24 protein-coding genes, 1 rRNA gene and 2 other annotated features are annotated in these 21,564 nt (G+C 41.5%); all 25 genes read left to right on the forward strand.

All coding sequences use genetic code 11. The features are described 5' to 3' along the window. Nucleotides 1–74: ribosomal RNA gene (gene rrf / locus ACIQ0C_RS27305) — 5S ribosomal RNA — on the forward strand; the annotation flags it as partial. Between the two features lie 374 nt (nucleotides 75–448). Next, the gene (locus ACIQ0C_RS22545; RefSeq protein ID WP_048677843.1) at nucleotides 449–910 is read left to right on the forward strand and encodes a CtsR family transcriptional regulator; all 462 of its coding nucleotides are present in this window, start codon (nucleotides 449–451) and stop codon (nucleotides 908–910) included. Between the two features lie 21 nt (nucleotides 911–931). Beyond that, nucleotides 932–1,483: a protein-arginine kinase activator protein McsA gene (gene mcsA / locus ACIQ0C_RS22550; RefSeq protein WP_402843077.1), complete on the forward strand. Its 552-nt coding sequence runs from the start codon at nucleotides 932–934 to the stop codon at nucleotides 1,481–1,483. Further along, nucleotides 1,480–2,556, forward strand: coding sequence for a protein-arginine kinase McsB (gene mcsB / locus ACIQ0C_RS22555; RefSeq protein ID WP_402843074.1), 1,077 nt, complete (start codon nucleotides 1,480–1,482; stop codon nucleotides 2,554–2,556). Before mcsA ends, mcsB begins: the two co-directional genes overlap by 4 nt. A 131-nt stretch (nucleotides 2,557–2,687) precedes the next feature. Further along, nucleotides 2,688–5,129 (forward strand): ATP-dependent protease ATP-binding subunit ClpC, encoded by a 2,442-nt coding sequence (gene clpC, locus ACIQ0C_RS22560; RefSeq protein ID WP_034305090.1) that lies wholly within the window; start codon nucleotides 2,688–2,690, stop codon nucleotides 5,127–5,129. Between the two features lie 198 nt (nucleotides 5,130–5,327). Next, nucleotides 5,328–6,716, forward strand: coding sequence for a DNA repair protein RadA (gene radA / locus ACIQ0C_RS22565; RefSeq protein WP_402843072.1), 1,389 nt, complete (start codon nucleotides 5,328–5,330; stop codon nucleotides 6,714–6,716). A 2-nt stretch (nucleotides 6,717–6,718) separates the two neighbouring features. Beyond that, the gene (gene disA, locus ACIQ0C_RS22570; RefSeq protein WP_402843070.1) at nucleotides 6,719–7,792 is read left to right on the forward strand and encodes a DNA integrity scanning diadenylate cyclase DisA; all 1,074 of its coding nucleotides are present in this window, start codon (nucleotides 6,719–6,721) and stop codon (nucleotides 7,790–7,792) included. Nucleotides 7,793–8,017: 225 nt separating this feature from the next. Continuing rightward, the gene (locus ACIQ0C_RS22575; protein ID WP_403064230.1) at nucleotides 8,018–9,097 is read left to right on the forward strand and encodes a PIN/TRAM domain-containing protein; all 1,080 of its coding nucleotides are present in this window, start codon (nucleotides 8,018–8,020) and stop codon (nucleotides 9,095–9,097) included. A gap of 21 nt (nucleotides 9,098–9,118) precedes the next feature. Continuing rightward, on the forward strand, nucleotides 9,119–9,805 hold the full coding sequence (gene ispD / locus ACIQ0C_RS22580; protein ID WP_403064233.1) for a 2-C-methyl-D-erythritol 4-phosphate cytidylyltransferase: 687 nt from the start codon (nucleotides 9,119–9,121) through the stop codon (nucleotides 9,803–9,805). Between the two features lie 14 nt (nucleotides 9,806–9,819). Beyond that, nucleotides 9,820–10,299: a 2-C-methyl-D-erythritol 2,4-cyclodiphosphate synthase gene (ispF, locus tag ACIQ0C_RS22585; RefSeq protein ID WP_034305078.1), complete on the forward strand. Its 480-nt coding sequence runs from the start codon at nucleotides 9,820–9,822 to the stop codon at nucleotides 10,297–10,299. A gap of 89 nt (nucleotides 10,300–10,388) precedes the next feature. Beyond that, nucleotides 10,389–11,846, forward strand: a complete 1,458-nt coding sequence (gene gltX / locus ACIQ0C_RS22590; RefSeq protein ID WP_402843062.1) for a glutamate--tRNA ligase — start codon at nucleotides 10,389–10,391, stop codon at nucleotides 11,844–11,846. Between the two features lie 42 nt (nucleotides 11,847–11,888). After that, nucleotides 11,889–12,137: a binding site (T-box leader), on the forward strand. Between the two features lie 81 nt (nucleotides 12,138–12,218). Beyond that, the gene (cysE, locus tag ACIQ0C_RS22595) at nucleotides 12,219–12,869 is read left to right on the forward strand and encodes a serine O-acetyltransferase (RefSeq protein ID WP_034305073.1); all 651 of its coding nucleotides are present in this window, start codon (nucleotides 12,219–12,221) and stop codon (nucleotides 12,867–12,869) included. Nucleotide 12,870: 1 nt separating this feature from the next. Beyond that, a complete protein-coding gene (gene cysS / locus ACIQ0C_RS22600) occupies nucleotides 12,871–14,268 on the forward strand; it encodes a cysteine--tRNA ligase (RefSeq protein ID WP_403064236.1) in 1,398 nt (465 codons plus the stop codon). A 3-nt stretch (nucleotides 14,269–14,271) separates the two neighbouring features. After that, nucleotides 14,272–14,694, forward strand: a complete 423-nt coding sequence (locus ACIQ0C_RS22605; protein WP_402843055.1) for a Mini-ribonuclease 3 — start codon at nucleotides 14,272–14,274, stop codon at nucleotides 14,692–14,694. Next, a complete protein-coding gene (gene rlmB, locus ACIQ0C_RS22610) occupies nucleotides 14,691–15,434 on the forward strand; it encodes a 23S rRNA (guanosine(2251)-2'-O)-methyltransferase RlmB (protein WP_402843052.1) in 744 nt (247 codons plus the stop codon). The genes ACIQ0C_RS22605 and rlmB overlap by 4 nt, the downstream gene beginning before the upstream one ends. A 4-nt stretch (nucleotides 15,435–15,438) precedes the next feature. Further along, complete coding sequence (locus ACIQ0C_RS22615) at nucleotides 15,439–15,948, forward strand: NYN domain-containing protein (protein WP_034305067.1); 510 nt, start codon at nucleotides 15,439–15,441, stop codon at nucleotides 15,946–15,948. An 85-nt stretch (nucleotides 15,949–16,033) separates the two neighbouring features. Next, entirely contained in the window at nucleotides 16,034–16,666 is a 633-nt protein-coding gene (gene sigH / locus ACIQ0C_RS22620) for an RNA polymerase sporulation sigma factor SigH (RefSeq protein WP_094246690.1), read from the forward strand. A 196-nt stretch (nucleotides 16,667–16,862) separates the two neighbouring features. After that, nucleotides 16,863–17,012 (forward strand): 50S ribosomal protein L33, encoded by a 150-nt coding sequence (rpmG, locus tag ACIQ0C_RS22625; RefSeq protein ID WP_081113075.1) that lies wholly within the window; start codon nucleotides 16,863–16,865, stop codon nucleotides 17,010–17,012. 50 nt (nucleotides 17,013–17,062) lie between these two features. Then, a complete protein-coding gene (gene secE / locus ACIQ0C_RS22630; RefSeq protein WP_214751063.1) occupies nucleotides 17,063–17,245 on the forward strand; it encodes a preprotein translocase subunit SecE in 183 nt (60 codons plus the stop codon). Nucleotides 17,246–17,501: 256 nt separating this feature from the next. After that, complete coding sequence (nusG, locus tag ACIQ0C_RS22635) at nucleotides 17,502–18,035, forward strand: transcription termination/antitermination protein NusG (protein ID WP_048677866.1); 534 nt, start codon at nucleotides 17,502–17,504, stop codon at nucleotides 18,033–18,035. Nucleotides 18,036–18,209: 174 nt separating this feature from the next. Beyond that, nucleotides 18,210–18,635, forward strand: coding sequence for a 50S ribosomal protein L11 (gene rplK, locus ACIQ0C_RS22640; protein ID WP_034305057.1), 426 nt, complete (start codon nucleotides 18,210–18,212; stop codon nucleotides 18,633–18,635). Between the two features lie 104 nt (nucleotides 18,636–18,739). Next, nucleotides 18,740–19,432, forward strand: a complete 693-nt coding sequence (gene rplA / locus ACIQ0C_RS22645; RefSeq protein ID WP_402843046.1) for a 50S ribosomal protein L1 — start codon at nucleotides 18,740–18,742, stop codon at nucleotides 19,430–19,432. Nucleotides 19,433–19,483: 51 nt separating this feature from the next. Then, nucleotides 19,484–19,634: a sequence feature (ribosomal protein L10 leader region), on the forward strand. Between the two features lie 39 nt (nucleotides 19,635–19,673). Continuing rightward, nucleotides 19,674–20,174, forward strand: coding sequence for a 50S ribosomal protein L10 (gene rplJ / locus ACIQ0C_RS22650; RefSeq protein ID WP_241593940.1), 501 nt, complete (start codon nucleotides 19,674–19,676; stop codon nucleotides 20,172–20,174). A 61-nt stretch (nucleotides 20,175–20,235) separates the two neighbouring features. Then, the gene (gene rplL, locus ACIQ0C_RS22655) at nucleotides 20,236–20,595 is read left to right on the forward strand and encodes a 50S ribosomal protein L7/L12 (RefSeq protein ID WP_241593942.1); all 360 of its coding nucleotides are present in this window, start codon (nucleotides 20,236–20,238) and stop codon (nucleotides 20,593–20,595) included. 195 nt (nucleotides 20,596–20,790) lie between these two features. After that, nucleotides 20,791–21,396 carry a class I SAM-dependent methyltransferase gene (locus ACIQ0C_RS22660; RefSeq protein WP_402843082.1) on the forward strand — a complete coding sequence of 202 codons (606 nt, stop codon included), beginning with the start codon at nucleotides 20,791–20,793 and terminating at the stop codon, nucleotides 21,394–21,396. Nucleotides 21,397–21,564 lie beyond the last annotated feature (168 nt).

Raw genomic sequence — 21,564 nt, forward strand, 5'->3', positions numbered from 1 at the left:
AACACGGCAGTTAAGCTCTTCAGCGCCGATGGTAGTTGGGGGTTTCCCCCTGTGAGAGTAGGACGCCGCCAAGCCATTTAAAAAGATCAGCCATCGGCTGGTCTTTTTTGATGTTTGTAATTAAAAAGGGTTCTTCATTTTCTGGGGCAGCATGGGGCTAGCCTTATTTGAATTGGTTACAATATCGAGGAGGAATGGGTGAACTGGGGAAATTGGGCAGAATTTAAGTGGGGAAACTTTAAGGAGAAGAAAAATATCAGGTTTTGCATCTATTTTTTTAGGGTATTTATGTAAGATATTTCAACTTTAATGTTCAATGGGGTATGTAACTACATATAATTTGGAGAAAATGGATATTACAGAAAGAAAGTGCGTTTAAGTTGCAAAATGCATTATTCCTTGTATAATAATAGTCAAATATAGTCAAAGTCAGAATGGAGGAGGCTGAGTGAGAAACATATCTGATGTTATCGAAACTTATTTGAAGCAAGTACTTGAAATAAGTCAAAAAGATATCTTGGAGATTAAAAGAAGTGAAATAGCAGATAAATTTCAGTGTGTTCCTTCTCAAATCAATTACGTAATCAATACCAGGTTTACCATCGAGAGAGGTTATGTTGTAGAGAGTAAGCGTGGAGGCGGCGGTTATATACGCATTATGAAAGTGGAATCACAGGATTCCGTGCAACTTATCAACCAATTATTATCTCTAATTGGTTCCAGGGTAACTCAATCGATGGCTGAGGGAGTAATTTCACGGCTGATGAATGAAGATGTCATTAATGAAAGAGAAGCAAAGATTATGATGAGCGTCATAGATAGATCGGTGATTTATATCGACCTACCTGACCGCGATGAGCTTAGGGCAAGAATTTTAACTGCGATGCTTACGACTTTAAAATATAAATGAAACTGGCAGAGGTGATGAACGTTGATTTGCCAAGAATGTCATCAAAGGCCTGCTACTCTGCACTTCACCAAAATCATCAATGGAAAAAAGACTGAAGTCATGATTTGTGAGAAATGTGCTCAGGAAAAAGGTGAAATGTTCATGGAAGCAGGGGGACCTGGTTTTTCAATAAATAATTTATTAGCAGGATTGTTGAATATGGAGTCGAATATTCAACAGACAAAGGCAAATGCATTTCCTAAAACGGAAGAGAGGCGTTGCCCGCATTGTCATCGATCTTATAAAGAATTTGTCCATATTGGTAAGTTTGGCTGTGCCGAATGTTATAAAACGTTCAATGAACAGTTAAATCCCATTTTAAAAAGGGTTCATAGCGGCAATACAGCACATATAGGGAAGATTCCAAAAAGGATTGGTGGCACCATATATCTTCGAAAGCAAATTTTGGATTTGAAAGAAGTTTTAAAGGTCCACATTGATCAAGAGGAGTTTGAGAAAGCGGCAGAGGTAAGAGATAAGGTTCGTTCCCTTGAAAAAAGGTATGATGCACAAGAGGGAGGCGAGGAATTATGAGCTTGGAAAAGTTTGTAGAAAACGCCTTGAGTTCCTGGATGAATGCCGAAGGGCCGGAAATCGATATTGTATTGAGTTCCCGGATTCGGCTGGCCAGGAATTTCAAAGACTTTACCTTCCCAACCTCCTTTTCTAACGAAGAAGCTAAAGAAATCATTGAATTGGTCAAAAAAAGAATCGAAGAGGAAGTAACCCCAGAGATTGGAAAACTGGAACTATTAGAGATTGACCAATTGCAGCCACTGGAAAAGCGCGTTCTAGTTGAAAAACATTTAATCAGTCCTCATTTAGTTGAAGATTCAGCGAAAAGCGCATGTCTCCTCTCGGAAAATGAAGAAATAAGTATCATGATAAACGAAGAGGACCATCTCCGTATTCAATGTTTAATGTCCGGGTTGCAGCTAAAGGAAACCTTAAAGATTGCAAATGTTCTTGACGATTGGATTGAAGAATCCATAGACTATGCATATGATGAAGAAAGAGGGTACCTAACCAGTTGTCCGACTAATGTGGGAACAGGATTAAGGGCTTCGGTCATGATGCATCTGCCGGGCCTGGTCCTTACACAGCAGATGAATAATATCATACCGGCTATCAACCAATTGGGGTTGGTGGTTCGAGGGATTTATGGAGAGGGAAGTCAAGCGTTGGGGAATATTTTTCAAATTTCCAATCAAATTACTCTTGGAAAATCGGAAAGGGATATCGTTGAAGATCTAACAAGTGTAGTGCAACAAATCATAGCCCAGGAACGGTCAGCGAGGGATGCATTAGCAAGGACTTCCCACATACAATTAGAAGATAGAATTTTCCGTTCATATGGGATTTTGTCCAATGCTCGAATCATCGAGACCAAGGAAGCGGCTACATGTATCTCGGATGTTAGGTTAGGGATAGATCTTGGGTATATAAAGAATATTTCCAAAAGCATTCTAAATGAATTGATGATTTTGACGCAGCCGGGATTTTTACAAAAGTACGCAGGTGGCCCTTTAAGACCCCATGAAAGGGATATCCGTAGAGCAGCACTCATCCGGGAACGCTTGAATTTCACGGAACCCTCCTCCTCATAGAGGTCATTGACCCCTTTAGGGAGTATTAAATTTCATGTAATAGATATGGAGCAAGAAGAAGCTCCTGCCATTACTTAGAGAATTGCCAGCAACTTTATTCAAAAACGAAAATTCTTAAGGAGGAATTCCCTATGATGTTTGGTCGTTTTACTGAAAGAGCCCAGAAAGTATTAGCATTAGCCCAAGAAGAGGCAATCCGTTTAGGTCATAATAATATTGGCACGGAACATATATTACTGGGCCTGGTCCGAGAAGGTGATGGTATTGCAGCCAAAGCGTTATATGCTCTTGGATTGGGTCCGGAGAAGATTCAGAAAGAAGTGGAGAATTTAATTGGCCGTGGACAGGATACGGCTCAAACGATACATTATACCCCAAGAGCCAAGAAAGTCATTGAGCTTTCCATGGATGAAGCAAGAAAATTAGGTCACTCATATGTTGGGACAGAGCATGTTCTTCTAGGTCTTATACGAGAAGGGGAAGGTGTAGCTGCCCGCGTGTTGAATAATCTGGGAGTAAGTTTAAATAAAGCTCGACAACAAGTATTACAACTTTTGGGCAGCAATGAATCAGGTGGTCATCAAGGTTCAGCCGCTGCAAATGCAAGCACGCCGACACTGGATGGCCTTGCCCGTGATTTAACGGCGATTGCCAGGGAAGGAAGCTTGGATCCGGTTATCGGAAGAAGTAAGGAAATACAGCGTGTCATTGAGGTATTAAGCCGTCGTACAAAAAATAACCCAGTATTGATCGGTGAACCTGGCGTTGGTAAAACAGCCATTGCTGAAGGGCTTGCCCAACAGATTATCAATAATGAGGTACCTGAGATTTTACGTGATAAGCGCGTAATGACCCTTGATATGGGTACTGTTGTGGCTGGCACTAAATACCGTGGTGAATTTGAGGACCGGTTGAAGAAAGTCATGGATGAAATACGTCAGGCGGGTAATATCATCCTATTCATCGATGAATTGCATACATTGATTGGTGCAGGTGGTGCAGAAGGTGCCATCGATGCCTCCAATATCCTTAAACCATCATTGGCCCGTGGTGAATTACAATGTATCGGTGCTACAACTTTGGATGAGTACCGCAAGTATATTGAAAAGGATGCTGCCCTTGAACGTCGCTTCCAGCCGATCCAAGTCGATGAGCCGACTATTGAGGAATCCATCCAAATTCTCAAAGGGCTGCGTGACCGTTATGAGGCACATCACCGCGTATCGATTACTGACGAAGCGATTGATGCTGCAGTCAAATTATCAGACCGTTATATATCCGATCGCTTTTTACCGGATAAAGCGATTGACTTGATTGATGAAGCAGGTTCCAAGGTTAGGCTGCGCTCATACACAACGCCACCTAACCTAAAGGAACTTGAAGTGAAGCTAGATGATGTTCGCAAGGAAAAGGATGCTTCCGTTCAGAGTCAGGAATTTGAAAAAGCTGCTTCGCTTCGCGATACAGAACAACGCTTAAGAGAACAATTAGAAGAAACGAAAAAAACTTGGAAAGAAAAACAAGGGCAGGAGAACAGTGAAGTGACTGTGGATGACATTGCACACGTCGTATCCAGCTGGACGGGAGTGCCAGTCACTAAATTGGCACAAACCGAGTCAGACAAACTGCTTAATATGGAGTCAATTCTCCATGATCGTGTAATTGGGCAGGAAGAGGCCGTCATTGCGGTTTCTAAAGCAGTAAGACGTGCAAGGGCAGGTTTGAAAGATCCTAAACGTCCAATTGGTTCATTCATCTTCTTGGGGCCAACAGGGGTAGGTAAAACCGAGCTAGCCCGTGCTTTAGCTGAATCCATTTTTGGTGATGAAGATGCCATGATCCGCATCGATATGTCCGAATATATGGAGAAACATTCGACTTCACGTCTTGTTGGATCGCCTCCAGGATATGTTGGATACGAAGAAGGCGGTCAGTTAACGGAAAAAGTGCGGAGGAAACCATACTCCGTCGTTCTGCTTGATGAAATAGAAAAGGCGCATCCGGATGTTTTCAATATTCTTCTTCAAGTATTGGAAGATGGAAGACTGACGGATTCCAAGGGGCGTACTGTCGATTTCAGGAATACCATTCTGATTATGACATCGAATGTAGGGGCGTCGGCCTTGAAAACTGATAAGTATGTCGGCTTTAACATCCAGGATACTGGGCAGGACTATAAAAATATGAAAGGGAAAGTGATGGAAGAACTCAAACGTGCATTCCGTCCGGAATTCCTGAATCGTATTGATGAAACAATCGTGTTCCACTCATTAGAGAAGGATCATTTGAAACAAATCGTTACATTAATGTCAAATCAGCTTACTACCCGTTTGAAAGAACAGGAGATATACTTGGAGCTGACAGATGCGGCTAGAGAAAAAATTGCTACGGAAGGTTTTGATCCGGAATATGGGGCAAGGCCAATCCGCAGGGCGCTTCAGAAGCATGTAGAAGATTATCTATCCGAAGAGTTGCTTAAGGGCAACGTGAAAAAAGGGCAAACGGTCGTAATGGATGTCGTGAATAATGAGTTTGCAATCCGACAAGGCGAGCCTGTTAATGTAAGTGAATAACCTGAGCCTAAACTTCGAGGTACACGCAGATTCTTTTGCAGTGTACCTCTGTTTTTTATCTATAGGTAGATATGAGTATAAAGGGGACAAGCAAAGTGAATATTTTTTTAAAAAAACTTAGCCTTAGGAAGGTTTAAATAAAACAGAGATATAATATCCTTAATATAGATATTTTTTCCAAAGGAAGAGGAGTAATTTATGGCTGTAAAAAAGAAAACAAAATTTATGTGTCAGTCTTGTGGTTATGAGTCCGCGAAATGGATGGGGAAATGCCCAGGATGCGGTGAATGGAACAAAATGGTCGAGGAAACCGAAATCATTAAACCTGCTAGAAAAGGCGCTTTTACCCATTCAGAGGTTAGAGGTTCCGGGGAACGGGAGAAGGCGGCACCCATAACGACTATTCAATCAGAAAAAGAACCAAGGATTAAGACGGATTTAATGGAATTGAATCGTGCTCTTGGGGGCGGGATCGTACAGGGGTCACTTGTATTGATCGGAGGGGACCCGGGTATCGGTAAGTCCACCCTGCTTTTACAGGTATCATCCCAATTGGCGCATAAACAGAAAAAAGTGCTTTATATATCAGGTGAAGAATCAGTCAAGCAGACCAAATTGAGAGCGGACCGGCTTGGGACCATGTCGGAAAATCTATTCGTTTATGCTGAAACCGATATGGACTATATCCAACAGGCAATTACAGATGTAAAACCGGATTTGGTCATTATTGACTCCATTCAAACGGTTTACCATTCGGAGGTTACATCTGCCCCGGGAAGCGTTTCACAAGTGAGGGAATGCACAGCCTCACTCATGCGCATTGCTAAAACGAATGGGATTGCGATTTTCATCGTCGGACACGTTACAAAGGAAGGGGCCATTGCGGGACCACGGCTGCTTGAGCACATGGTTGACACCGTATTATATTTTGAAGGTGAGAGACACCATACATATCGAATTATACGTGCGGTTAAAAATCGCTTTGGTTCGACGAATGAGATGGGTATTTTTGAAATGAAAGAACATGGATTGGAAGAGGTAGCGAATCCATCGGAAATTTTCCTTGAAGAGCGGTCGCAAGGAGCTTCGGGGTCCACAGTCGTCGCATCCATGGAGGGCACAAGGCCGGTGCTTGTCGAAATTCAAGCATTGATTTCACCTACGAGCTTTGGCAATCCGAGGCGGATGGCCACGGGAATTGACCACAATCGTGTTTCGCTTTTAATGGCTGTTCTGGAAAAGAGAGTGGGCTTGCTGCTCCAAAACCAAGATGCGTATTTAAAGGTTGCTGGTGGTGTCAAGCTGGATGAACCGGCAATTGACCTCGCTGTCGCAATAAGCATTGCATCAAGCTTCCGGGATAAACCAACAAACCCTGCCGATTGCATCATTGGTGAAGTGGGGCTGACTGGGGAAGTGAGAAGGGTGTCACGAATTGAACAAAGGGTGCAGGAAGCAGCGAAATTAGGGTTTGAGCGGGTTATCATACCGGCTAATAATATAGGAGGGTGGACCGCGCCGAAAGGTATTAAGATCATTGGTGTTTCATCGGTTTCGGAGGCTCTTAAACAATCGTTAGGGGGTTAAGTATGACAGATAAAAAAGGGTATGAGAAAACAAAATTGGAAATTCTGCAAATCGTAGCTCCGGGTACCCCGCTTCGGGAGGGTATTGAAAATGTCCTGAGGGCAAACACGGGCGGTTTGATAGTGGTCGGATATAACGAGAAGGTGCGGACGATCGTGGATGGCGGCTTCGAAATCAACTGCAGCTGTACCCCCAGCACATTATATGAGTTGGCGAAGATGGACGGGGCCATCATTTTAAATGAAACAGCCGATAAGATCATTTTCGCAAATGCCCAATTAGTGCCTGATAACAGTACACCTTCCACTGAAACGGGAATGCGGCATAGGACAGCGGAACGGGTGGCAAGGGAGACCAAGTCGTTGGTCGTGGCAATCTCACAACGCCGGAATGTCATCACTTTATATCAAGGCAATTTCCGGTATGCCCTTAAAGATATAGGAGTCATACTTGCCAAGGCTAATTTAGCCATCCAGACCTTGGAAAAATACAAGGTGGTCCTGCAGCAGAGCATATCGGTTTTAGGAGCTCTCGAGTTTGAGGAAATCGTGACCTATGCCGATCTTTTGCAGGTATTCCACCGTTATGTGATGGTGCTCAGGATCAAGGCGGAGCTACTAACATATCTTAATGAGCTTGGTACGGAAGGAAGGTTGATCCGTTTGCAAATGAATGAAATCCTGGCAGATATTGAAACGGAAGGGAAATGGCTTATCAAGGATTATACCTCCAGTAATGATGAAAATCCCGAGGAAATCATTTTTAGGCTACAAGAGTTGGCCATGCAGGAAAAACTGGATGAAAGCATTCTTCTGAAGGTGCTGGGCTATCATGGATACATACATCTTGATGAGTCAGTACATCCCCGTGGTTACCGTATTCTTCATAAAATCCCACGCTTGCCAGGTTTGATCATCGAAAATTTAGTGAAACAGTTCGGAAGCTTTAGTGAAGTCAATAAAGCTACGGTTGAAAACCTTGACGATGTGGAGGGTATAGGCGAAGTCCGGGCCAATAAAATCAAAGAAGGACTCCGCATTTTAAAAAATCAGCTTGTCACAAATAGAAGGATGTAAGGTGCAGCTGGCCTTTTAAATCACCTTAACCAGCTTGAAATTGATTGGTGTTTATTTTTGACACTCAAAACTCAGGGTGCTAGGCTAATATTACGTAAAAGAGAAGAATTCTTATTTGTAAATCCACTAATTCCTTAAGTGAATTTAACGTATATAATGAAAACGAATTTTCGAAGGTTTCATTTTATTTTATTGGTCAATAATGAGTAGAAGGAGGTGAAAGGGATGTTAAAACGCATTATACAAGCATGCTTCTTAATAGTCGGCGGAACACTTGCTATGTTACTTATTCCGGAATTATTAATTGTTTTACATGCAGACGATATTGCTTTATTAAACAATCCTTATGTAAGTGTACTGTTGGGTGCCATTATCTTTTATCTTATAACTTTTTGGGCAGTAGATCATGTGATCTATTTTATGAAGTGGCTGGAGGAACAGCTTGTAAAGATACCGATTACGGATATAATCTTTGGCAGCCTCGGTCTTTTAGTGGGACTGCTTGCGGCGTTCTTGGTTGGCTCCGCCTTCAGTGCCATCAAGGTGGTTCCTATCATCCTTACGCTTTTATTTGGATATCTTGGTTTTCAGGTGGGCTTTAAAAAACGTGATGAGCTATTGAGTTTATTCACGAAAAGCAATAAGAAAAAGAACACGGATGGTGAAGCAAGCGAGGAGGATGAAGAAGGGTATAGCAAGCGCCTGAAGATTCTCGATACAAGTGTCATCATTGATGGTAGAATTGCGGATATTTGTCAGACAGGCTTTCTTGAGGGTACCATAGTCATTCCTCAATTCGTATTAAACGAACTGCAGCACATTGCCGATTCATCTGATGCATTGAAAAGGAATCGTGGAAGACGCGGTTTGGATATCTTGAATCGGATTCAAAAAGACCTTCCGATTAAAGTGGAGATGTATGAGGGGGATTTTGAAGACATTCAGGAAGTGGACAGTAAACTAGTGAAGCTTGCCAAAATATCGGGCGGAATGGTCGTTACAAATGATTTCAATTTAAACAAAGTATGCGAGTTTCAAAATGTGGCGGTACTTAATATCAATGACCTGGCCAATGCCGTAAAACCTGTTGTACTTCCTGGAGAAGAGATGAATGTTCAGGTCATCAAGGACGGGAAAGAGCAGAACCAGGGCATCGCTTATTTGGACGATGGCACCATGATCGTTGTCGAAGGTGGCCGTGACCATATCGGGAAACGGATCGATGTACTTGTCACTAGTGTATTGCAAACCTCTGCAGGCCGGATGATTTTCGCTAAACCTAAACTATTAGAAAAAGCATTATAAAGAAGAGTAGGAGAAACCGTTATGTTTTATGAAGTAGTGATACCTGCAGCTGGACAAGGCAAAAGAATGAAGGCGGGCAAGAATAAACTTTTTATTGAACTATCGGGTATCCCGATCATTGTTTATACACTGCGTGTCTTCGAAGAAGATCCTGACTGTCGGGGGATTATCCTTTCGATAAACCCGGCAGAAAAGGATTATTTCAATCAATTGATAGCAGCGTATGGGCTTAAAAAGGTCAAGAAACTGGTCATGGGTGGCAAGGAGCGCCAACAAAGCGTTTATAATGGACTGCAACATGCAGAAGAAGACATCATCCTGGTCCATGACGGTGCCCGCCCTTTTATTAATCTAGGGCAAATCAGTGAATTGACTGCTGCCGCCTCCCTTCATGGAGGTGCCGTAATTGCAGTGCCCGTTAAGGATACGATTAAAAAAGCGGCAAACAAAAAGGTATTGGAAACAGTGGAACGATCAAGCTTGTGGGCGGTGCAAACTCCACAAGCTTTTCGTGTATCCATATTAAAAAGTGCGTATGAACAGGCAGAAGCTGAAGCATTTTTAGGGACGGACGATGCAAGTTTACTAGAGCGGATCAATGAACAGGTAGTTATTATTGAGGGCAATTATGATAATATTAAAATTACGACTCAGGAAGACCTTTATTTTGCAGAAGCGATTTTACATAAACAACATGGAAAACGATGATTGGGGAGAATGATATGTTTAGAATAGGACAAGGATATGACGTTCATCAGCTTGTGGAAGGCAGACCTTTGATAATTGGCGGGATTACGATTCCGTATGAGAAAGGACTGCTAGGTCATTCGGATGCGGATGTCCTTCTGCATACTGTTGCCGATGCCTGCTTGGGGGCAATTGGTGCAGGGGATATAGGAAAGCATTTTCCAGATACCGATCCTGAATTTAAAGATGCCGATTCGGCAAAACTGCTGCAGTATATTTGGGCGATCGTAAAAAAAGAAGGATATTCCCTAGGCAATGCGGACTGTACAATCATTGCACAAAGCCCGAAAATGGCACCGTATATCGAGGAAATGCGAGGCAGGATTGCTGAACTTTTAGATGCCTCGATAGACAGGATTAATGTAAAGGCGACCACTACAGAGAAACTTGGATTTACAGGCAGGGGCGAAGGAATCGCAGCACAGGCTGTTGTCTTATTGGTCAAATCAAACTAAATCGTTTTTAGAGTGGATGCCTTTATCCCAATGTATTTAAATGATAATATAAACAATAGAATTGAACGACTGGGAGGTCTATATATATCATGAGCAGCGATATTCGAGTTCGCTATGCACCGAGTCCGACTGGACATTTACATATTGGTAATGCACGGACTGCTTTATTTAATTATTTATACGCACGAAATAAAGGCGGGAAATTCATCATCCGTATTGAAGATACCGATCAAAAGAGAAATATTGAAGGCGGAGAGGAAAGTCAGCTTAAATATTTGAAATGGCTTGGAATGGATTGGGATGAAGGTGTTGATGTTGGCGGTGAATACGGGCCATATCGTCAATCCGAAAGGAACGACCTTTATCAGGAATTGTATCAAGAGCTTTTAGATAAGGGTTTAGCATATAAATGCTATTGTACGGAAGAAGAGCTTGAAGCAGAGCGTGAAGGACAGGTCGAACGCAATGAAACCCCAAAATATTCTGGGAAGTGCAAGCATTTAACTGAGGAAGAGCAAGCGGAACTAGTGGCTCAAGGAAGAAAACCGAGCATTCGCTTTGCCGTTCCAGCTGGGAAGGTCCTTACTTTCAAAGATATGGTCAAGGATGAGGTTTCATTTGAAACGGATGGCTTTGGTGATTTTGTTATCGTTAAAAAAGATGGCATTCCAACTTATAACTTTGCAGTGGCCGTCGATGATCACTTGATGAAGATTTCCCATGTCCTTCGCGGTGATGATCATATCTCCAATACTCCAAAACAATTGATGATTTATGAAGCTTTCGGCTGGGAACCGCCCGTATTCGGACATATGACGCTGATTGTAAACGAAAGCAGGAAGAAACTGAGTAAACGTGATGAGTCGATCATTCAATTCATTGAGCAATATGAAGAACTTGGTTATGTACCTGAAGCGTTATTCAATTTCATTACATTACTGGGATGGTCTCCGGTCGGGGAGGAAGAGATTTTCACGAAGGAAGAATTCATTAATCTTTTCGATGCTGACCGGCTGTCTAAATCACCTGCACTTTTCGATAAGCAAAAGCTTACATGGATGAATAACCAATATGTGAAGCAATTGGACGTCAATCGTGCAGTGGAATTGTCATTGCCTCACTTAGTTAAAGCCGGGAAGGTTTCAGAGACACTGACCGCCGAAGAAGAAGAGTGGGTACATGGTCTTGTTTCACTTTTTCAAGAGCAGATGAGCTATGGAGCGGAAATAGTTGAGCTTTCTGAACTGTTCTTCAAGGATGAGGTCGAGTTCGAGCAAGAAGCTAAGGAAGTGCTTGCTGAAGAACAGGTACCGGAAGTCATGAAAGCTTTCCTTCAGGAGATCGAAGGGCTTGAAGAATTTAATGCGGATGAAATCAAGAAGTCGATTAAAGCCGTACAAAAAAGCACAGGGCATAAAGGGAAAAAATTATTCATGCCGATAAGGGCTGCCGTCACGGGTCAAACACATGGTCCTGACTTGCCTAAGGCAATTTCGTTACTGGGCAAGGAAAAAATTAAACAGCGTATTCAGAGTATTTTATATTAACAATTTGTCGAAAATGTAATATAGTATTTAATAATCTTACAAAAGAACGCGTAGATGGGGAGAAGTAAGTAAACGAAGCTTTTTAGAGAGAACCATAACCTGCTGAAAGTGGTTCAGGCCTCTCGTTTTCTGAAATGCACCCTTGAGTCCTTTGCTGAACTAACCTATAGTAGGCACAGGCGGAATGTCCTCCGTTACAGGGATTAAAGTTGGGGATGAAAAAACAGGGGAAAGTTTTACCTGGTTCGTACATTCCAAACAGAGTGGAACCGCGCTTCAAGCGTCTCTGTCTATTTGGACAGAGACGCTTTTTTATATGCTTTAAAGGCTTCAAAAGGGGATGTTGGAAAAGGAACATAGGGGGGAATCATTTTGTTAAAGATGTTTAAAGAAGATATCGAAGTGGTTTTTGATCAAGATCCTGCTGCGCGCAGCTATTTGGAAGTCATATTGACGTACGCGGGTTTGCATGCTATTTGGAGTCATAGGATGGCTCACGCACTATTTAAGAGGAAATTCTTTTTTCTGGCGAGAAGCATATCTCAAATCAGCCGGTTTTTTACCGGAATTGAAATTCATCCAGGGGCTACGATTGGCCGTCGTTTCTTTATTGACCATGGAATGGGGATCGTCATTGGCGAAACTTGTGAAATTGGCGACAATGTATCTGTCTTTCAAGGTGTAACCCTTGGGGGGACAGGAAAGGAAAAGGGAAAACGTCATCCTACGATAAAGGATAATGTTTTGATAGCTACAGGAGCAAAAGTGCTGGGTTCCATCACTGTTGGGGAAAACTCAAAAATCGGTGCAGGATCGGTCGTTTTAAAGGAAGTGCCACCTAATTCTACAGTGGTGGGCATTCCAGGTAAAGTGGTCATTCAAGATGGTATCAAAATCAATAAAGACCTAAATCATTGTGATCTTCCTGATCCAATCGCTGATCGCTTTAAGGAATTGGATAGTGAAATCAGGGCCTTAAGAGCGAGGTTGGCTGAACAGAAGCAGGAAGAAAGGAGTCTATAATATGGCAATTAAACTATATAACACAGCTACAAGAAAAAAGGAAACCTTCGTCCCGATTGAAGAGGGAAAGGTGAAGATGTATGTATGCGGACCAACTGTCTATAATTACATTCATATTGGCAATGCAAGACCGGCAATCGTATTCGATACCGTTCGGAGGTATTTGGATTACCGTGGATATGATGTGCAATTCGTTTCGAACTTCACGGACGTGGATGATAAGCTGATTCGCGCGGCAAAAGAATTGGGGGAAGATGTCCCGACCATATCAGAGCGATTCATCAAGGCATATTTTGAAGACGTGTCGGCATTAGGCTGCAAAAAAGCGGACGCTCACCCGACCGTAATGGAGAACATGGATGCAATCATTGAATTCATCTCTGCATTAATCGAGAAAGGATTCGCTTATGAATCTGAAGGGGATGTGTATTACCGCACTCGTAAGTTTGAGGGATATGGTAAGCTTTCACATCAGTCCATCGATGAGCTTCGAGTTGGGGCACGTATTGAAATAGGGGAGAAAAAACAAGATGCCCTTGATTTTGCCCTTTGGAAAGCGGCCAAGGATGATGAAATATCCTGGGAGAGCCCATGGGGTAAGGGGCGTCCTGGCTGGCATATCGAATGCTCCGCAATGGTCAAAAAGTATTTGGGGGATACAATCGATATTCATGCAGGAGGTCAAGATCTGGCATTCCCGCATCATGAAAATGAAATTGCACAATCCGAGGCATTGACGGGTAAGAACTTTGCGAATTATTGGATGCATAACGGGTATATAAATATTGAGAATGAAAAAATGTCTAAGTCCTTAGGCAATTTCGTCCTTGTGCATGACATCATAAAGAAGCATGATCCACAAGTGTTACGCTTCTTTATGTTATCTGTACATTACCGTCATCCCATCAATTATAGTGAAGAAGTGCTTGAAAATGTAAGGGCGTCACTTGAACGTTTAAGGACATCTTATCAAAATTTAAAGCATCGCCTTCAAGTAAGTGACGGATTGACTGAGAATAATGATGTTTGGATGGAGAAGCTGAATGATTTACATGAACAATTCATTAAGGAAATGGACGATGATTTCAATACAGCTAATGCAATATCCGTGCTTTTTGAACTTTCCAAACAGGCAAATTATTACTTGATGGAGAAAAACACAGACAAGGAAGTGATTGATGCTTTCCTTGATAAATTCAACACCTTATTTTCTGTCCTTGGTTTGTCCCTTGAAGAAGAGGGGCTTCTCGATGAAGAAATTGAAGGGTTGATACAGCAAAGAATTCAAGCACGGAAAGACCGCAATTTTGGGTTATCTGATGAAATTCGAGATCGCTTGAAAAACATGAATATCATATTAGAGGATACCCCTCAAGGTACAAGATGGAAAAGAGGGTAATTAATGCTTCATTACGATAGTAAGGTAGATGCAAGAATGCTGAACAGTCTTGCTTTAGCATATATAGGTGATGCTGTATACGAAACGTATATACGGCATCACCTCATTCAAAAAGGAGCGGTCAAGCCCAATCTACTTCACAAAAAAGCTACATCTTTTGTAGCTGCTAAAGCGCAAAATAAAATCATCCACTTCTTCCTGGAGTCAGATTGGCTATCGGAAGAGGAATCCGCTGTCGTTAGGCGCGGCCGAAATGCAAAATCCGGTACTGTACCGAAGAATACAGATGTGCAAACGTATCGCTACAGTACAGCCTTCGAGGCTCTTATGGGATTTTTGTATTTATCCGGTCGAATAGAAAGAATGGAAGAACTCATCAAAAAATCCATTGAATACATTGAAGAAGAAAAGGGGAGTAACCCATGAGCGAAGAATATATCATTGGCAGAAACCCCGTATTGGAAGCACTTCGCTCCGAACGGGAAATTAATAAAATTTGGATAGCCGAGGGCTCGCAAAAAGGCTCGATGCAACCACTCATCGGTCTCGCGAAGGAAAAGAAGGTATTCGTGCAAATCGTACCGAAGAAAAAAATTGACCAAATGGTAGAAGGCATCCATCAAGGCGTTGTCGCACAAGTGGCTGCATATGAATATGTGGAGCTGGATGACTTATTCGCAAAAGCGGCTGAACGGGACGAAGCACCTTTTTTCATGATCCTTGATGAGGTTGAAGATCCGCATAATTTAGGTTCGATCATGAGGACGGCTGATGCTGTCGGGGCCCATGGAATCATCATTCCAAAAAGAAGAGCGGTGGGTTTGACGGCAACAGTGGCAAAAGCTTCGACGGGTGCAATCGAATATATTCCTGTAGCTCGCGTTACAAATTTGGCAAGAGCAGTGGAAGAATTGAAAGAGCGAGGGGTATGGATAGTCGGTACCGATGCGAAAGGCAGCGATGATTACCGTAACATGGACGGAAAGATGCCTATCGGACTTGTTATCGGCAGCGAAGGAAAAGGCATGGCCCGGTTAATGAAGGATAAATGTGATTTTCTCATCCGTCTTCCAATGGCAGGACAAGTAACTTCGTTAAATGCATCGGTAGCAGCCGGTTTATTGATGTATGAGGTTTACAGAAAAAGAAATCCTCTAGGGAAATGATGGAATGAATATTCTGTTGGTGGACGGTTATAACATTATTGGAGCTTGGCCGGAACTGAGAGAATTAAAAGAACGCGACCTTGCTGCTGCAAGAGACCGATTGATAGAAATGATGGCGGAATATCAAGCATTTACCGGATACCGTGTAATTGTCGTATTTGATGCTCAATATGTTCAGGGAATTGCCCGCATATTCAAAAATCACAAAGTTGACGTAATTTTTACAAAAGAAAATGAGACTGCGGATGAAAGAATAGAAAAGATGGCCATTGAACTGAATAATGTCAAAACGCAAATTCAAGTGGCAACCTCTGACTTTACGGAACAGTGGGTGATCTTTGGCCAAGGGGCCCTAAGGAAATCCGCTCGTGAGCTGCTTATTGAAATGGAAGAAATTCAAGGCGAAATCAAGAAAGATGTAAGAAAAACAACGACGATAAGACCCGTTGCTAAAATTCCTTTAAGTGAAGAAGTGGCAGAAATTTTTGAAAAATGGCGCCGGGGTAAAATTTGAACCATTGACGGGTAAAATTTACCTGCTGTATAATATTTCTATCTGAGTCAGGTCAGGGGGATATAATGTGGGTCTCAAATTCGGAATGAAGCTGAACGAAAAGTACCTTCAGTTTGAGGATGATGAATTGATAGGGTTGGTGCACACTGGAGACAGTGAAGCGCTTGATTATTTGATCCAAAAGTATCGTAATTTTGTAAGAGCGAAGGCAAGGACTTATTTCTTGATTGGTGCCGATAAGGAAGACATCGTGCAAGAAGGTATGATTGGTTTATATAAAGCCGTCCGTGATTTTAAAGGGGATAAGTTATCTTCTTTTAAAGCATTTGCAGAACTATGCATTACGAGGCAGATCATTACAGCTATCAAAACAGCAACACGTCAAAAACATATTCCGCTCAATTCCTATGTTTCCCTGGACAAGCCAATTTATGATGAGGAATCGGACCGAACTCTAATGGATATCATATCGGGTACGAAAGTCTTGGACCCGGAAGAACTGATCATCAACCAAGAAGAGTTTGACGATATCGAATTAAAGATGGCCGAGCTCCTGAGTGATCTTGAGAGAAAAGTGTTAGCTCTTTACCTGGATGGACAAACCTACCAAGAAATTTCGGAAGAGTTGAACCGGCATGTTAAGTCAATCGACAACGCCCTTCAGCGGGTGAAAAGAAAGCTCGAGCGCTATCTGGAAGTAAGGGAAATCAGTTTATAATCCCTCCGCTTTTTCCGCTTAATTTCATCTGTCCCTTCTCCACATGGAAGTTTATTATTCACTAAGATTTTTAAAGGATGTAAACCGATGTTTTGGTTTGCGTTGTCCTTAATGGGTGAAACCCGCTTTGATATTGACAATAAAAAACAGTCGTGATAAGGTTTTATGGATATAGTAGATAGGATAGGTGTATCTAATGCGAAAGAAAATAGTTCTTGCCTGCACCGATTGCGGTTCAAGAAATTATAGTTATGAGAGCAAACAATCGACAAGCGGCGAACGACTGGAAATCAAGAAATTTTGCAGTACGTGCAACTCACACTCGATTCATAAAGAAACGAAATAACCGTTTTATAAATAGATTGACAGAAGCTTCTAATGCTTGGAGGTACATTCATGAAACGTTTTACCGAATTTTTCAGCGGAGTCGCTCGCGAAATGCAAAAAGTAAGCTGGCCGAAACGCAAGGAGCTTACCAAATATACAATTGTGGTAGTAACGACTGTCTTGTTTATGGCTCTATTCTTTACAGTGGTCGATTTGGGTATTTCCGAATTAATTCGCTTAGTTATTGAATAAGAGATTCGAAAATAAGGTATAATAGTGATAGAATAATATGTGTCAGCAGAAAAGCCCGGAAACGGGTTTTTTAATTTGTCTTTTTTAATAAGTGAAGAAGTTCAAAAACGAGTGCTGCTGTAATATGAATCATCACAATATATTCTAGTTTAGTTCGGGATGACGCCTGTATGGTTTTGGCTAAAACGTTCAAAGATAAAGATTAATAAAGAAAATGATTGATTGCAGGGAGGGAAGGACGTTAAAGTCCTAACACATGGAAAAGAATTGGTATGTAGTTCACACTTATTCAGGTTATGAGAACAAGGTTAAGGCTAACTTGGAAAAACGTGTTGAAACTATGGGGATGGAAGACAAGATCTTTCGAGTTGTAGTTCCAGAAGAAGAAGAAACAGAAGTGAAAGATGGAAAAAAGAAAGTGACCAAAAAGAAAGTGTTTCCAGGTTATGTGTTGGTTGAGATCATCATGACGGATGATTCATGGTATGTTGTCCGGAATACACCTGGCGTAACAGGTTTCGTGGGTTCATCTGGAGCTGGGTCAAAACCGACTGCATTGCTTCCTGAAGAAATTGAAGTCGTTCTTAAACGAATGGGCGTAGATGAAAGCAAAATCGAAGTTGATTTTGAAATCGGTGATACGGTTCAAGTTAAAGAAGGACCATTTGCAACTTTTGCAGGACCTATTGAAGAACTTGATAAAGACAAAGGGAAAGTAAGGGTCCTAGTCAATATGTTCGGCCGTGATACACCGGTTGAACTTGATTTTAATCAAGTGGAAAAATTATAAACGGAAAAAAACTTGAAATTGCCTTTTGAAAGTGGTAAAATTTCAAAGGTCAGTATGTTTCAATTTTTAGGCCTCAACGATACAAGCATTCTTTATTTATATATAAAGAATTCAAGATGAGTGGGAGGGTATTACCCTATTACCACATCACGGACTTATAAGGAGGTGTGTCTCGTGGCTAAAAAAGTAATTAAAATGGTTAAATTGCAAATTCCTGCTGGTAAAGCGAATCCGGCACCGCCAGTCGGTCCTGCATTAGGTCAAGCTGGTGTAAACATCATGGGATTCTGTAAGGAGTTCAACGCTCGTACAGCAGATCAAGCTGGTCTAATTATTCCTGTTGAAATCACGGTATTTGAAGACCGTTCATTTACATTCATTACAAAAACTCCACCGGCTGCAGTATTGCTTAAGAAAGTAGCTGGTATCGAGTCTGGTTCTGGTGAACCTAACCGTAATAAAGTTGCTACAGTCAAGCGTGATCAAGTGCGCGAGATTGCTGAAACTAAAATGCCTGACCTAAACGCTGCAAGCGTTGAAGCTGCAATGCGTATGGTTGAAGGTACTGCTCGCAGCATGGGTATTGTCATCGAAGACTAATCCATGTAATTGCTATTTGTTTCTACGGGGTTGCGATTGATACTCGCAACCTTTATTCGTGGGAGGTCATTCCGTTAAAACCACAATTTAGGAGGATTTATATCATGGCTAAAAAAGGTAAAAAGTATCTTGAAGCAGCTAAGCTTGTAGAAGTTTCTAAGGCTTATGCTGTAACTGAAGCAATCGAAGTTGCTAAAAAAGCAAACTTCGCAAAATTCGATGCTACTGTTGAAGTGGCTTTCCGTTTAGGTGTAGACCCTAAGAAAGCTGACCAACAAATTCGTGGAGCTGTTGTTCTTCCGAATGGTACTGGTAAAACTCAACGCGTATTAGTGTTCGCTAAAGGCGAAAAAGCAAAAGAAGCGGAAGCTGCTGGTGCTGACTACGTTGGTGAATCTGACTTCATCAACAAAATCCAACAAGGATGGTTCGAATTCGATGTAATCGTTGCGACTCCAGACATGATGGGTGAAGTTGGTAAACTTGGCCGTGTATTAGGACCTAAAGGTTTAATGCCTAACCCTAAAACTGGCACAGTTACTTTCGATGTAACGAAAGCTGTTAATGAAATCAAAGCTGGTAAAGTTGAATACCGCGTAGATAAAGCTGGTAACATCCATGCTCCAATCGGTAAAGTATCTTTCGAGGATGCTAAACTAGTGGAAAACTTCACTACTATCTATGATACATTATTGAAAGTTAAACCTGCGGCTGCTAAAGGAACTTACATGAAAAACGTTTCTGTAACAACTACAATGGGCCCTGGTGTGAAAGTTGATCCTTCTACTTTCAAATAAATAATTGACATACCAAAACTATTATTGCTATAATAAGTTTTGTTGTTAAATAAATGAATACTATTTGTACCGTAGACAGTAGGTGCTCATTACGAGCTTAATTCCCTGCCGAGGTAATTCGATAATAATAGTCCTGGACTATGACTTTTGAAATTACTGCCTTCATGTCTGCAATAGAGATGAAGGCTTTTTCTTTGAAACGGTATAAATGTTTTCAAGCAAATCTACAGGAGGTGTAAGGATGAACGCAATTATTGAACAAAAGCAAAAAATCGTTGCTGAGATTTCTGATAAGTTAACTTCAAGCCAATCAACAGTAGTTGTTGACTACCGTGGATTGACTGTTGCTGAAGTAACAGAACTTCGTAAGCAACTTCGTGAAGCTGGCGTTGAGTTTAAAGTTTACAAAAACTCTTTAACTCGCCGTGCTGCTGAAAGTGCTGAACTTAGCGCTTTGAACGAATCTTTAACAGGTCCAAACGCAATTGCATTCTCAACTGAAGATGTTATTGCGCCAGCAAAAATCCTTAACGATTTTGCGAAAAAACATGAAGCGTTAGAAATCAAAGCTGGAGTTATCGAAGGAAATGTTGCAACTGCCGAAGAAATTAAGGCTCTTGCAGAACTACCTTCACGCGAAGGCCTACTTTCAATGCTACTCAGCGTGCTACAAGCACCTATGCGCGGACTTGCTCTTGCTACAAAAGCTGTTGCAGAGCAAAAAGAAGAACAAGGCGCGTAAGCTAACCACTTATTTAGCCTGCTAATTCAAAAAAACCAACCATTTCGAGGAGGAAATAAAAATGACTAAAGATCAAATCATTGAAGCAGTTAAAAATATGACTGTTTTAGAATTAAACGACCTTGTAAAAGCAATCGAAGAAGAATTCGGCGTAACTGCTGCTGCACCTGTAGCTGTAGCTGCTGCTGGTGGCGCTGCTGCTGAAGAAAAAACTGAGTTTGATGTAATCCTTACATCTGCTGGAGATCAAAAAATCAAAGTTATCAAAGCTGTACGTGAAGTTACAGGTCTTGGACTTAAAGAAGCAAAAGAACTTGTTGACAACACTCCAAAAGCAATCAAAGAAGGCGCTTCTAAAGAAGAAGCTGAAGAAATCAAAGCTAAACTTGAAGAAGTTGGAGCTGGCGTTGAAGTTAAGTAATCTTGCATAAACAAAAAGCTCGCTATCACTGGCGGGCTTTTTTTCTTCATTTTTAAAGAAATGGCGGAAACTAGCCGTTAATGGTTTCATAACGAGGATCTCGTTAATGGAACATTCCGGCGTGCAAGCATCCATTCTTCAATTCTCTTCTCTCATTAAATCTTCAATATTCCTTTCTGATAGGGGGAGATGACTCTGACAGAGCATTACTACTCACATAAACCGGATGTCGTAAGCAATCCGAAATTTTGGGATTTCACATTAAAGGGACGCACATTTCGCTTCAAAAGTGATAATGGTGTTTTTTCGAAAAAGGAAGTTGATTTCGGATCGCGTCTTTTGGTTGAGAGTTTTAACCTTAATGAAGCTGTGGAAGGAAATATTCTCGATGTTGGTTGCGGTTATGGACCAATCGGAATATCGATTGCGGCAGCTTATCCCGATAGAACGATAGAAATGATTGATATAAATAGCCGGGCAGTTGAATTGTCAAAAGAGAATGCTGCTTCTAATGGGATCGCAAATGTGAAGATTTACGAAAGCGATCGTTTTGACAAAGTTGCCTCCAATCAATTCGCAGCGATTCTTACGAACCCTCCCATTCGCGCAGGTAAAAGTGTAGTCCACGAAATTTTAGAAGAAAGCTATCGCAGTTTGGTAGCTGGTGGAGAATTATGGGTTGTCATTCAAAAAAAACAAGGGGCTCCATCCGCAATGGATAAAATGGAGCAATTATTTGGAAATGTTGAAGTGCCCGTTAAGAAAAAAGGTTACTATATACTATTATCCAAAAAGGTTTGACTCTAAATTTTCGCTATGTTAGTATTATAAAATGCATATATATAATTCCGTAACTATGCAATTTTTATACCATTGGTGTATAATCAATGGATAATATGGGAAAAATATATAAATAATAGTTCGTTTTATGAGAAATAGTGGTTTTTAAAATAAAAACCATTTTCTTTT

This window comes from Peribacillus sp. NPDC096448, assembly GCF_044762675.1.
GTDB lineage: Bacteria > Bacillota > Bacilli > Bacillales > DSM-1321 > Peribacillus > Peribacillus frigoritolerans_B.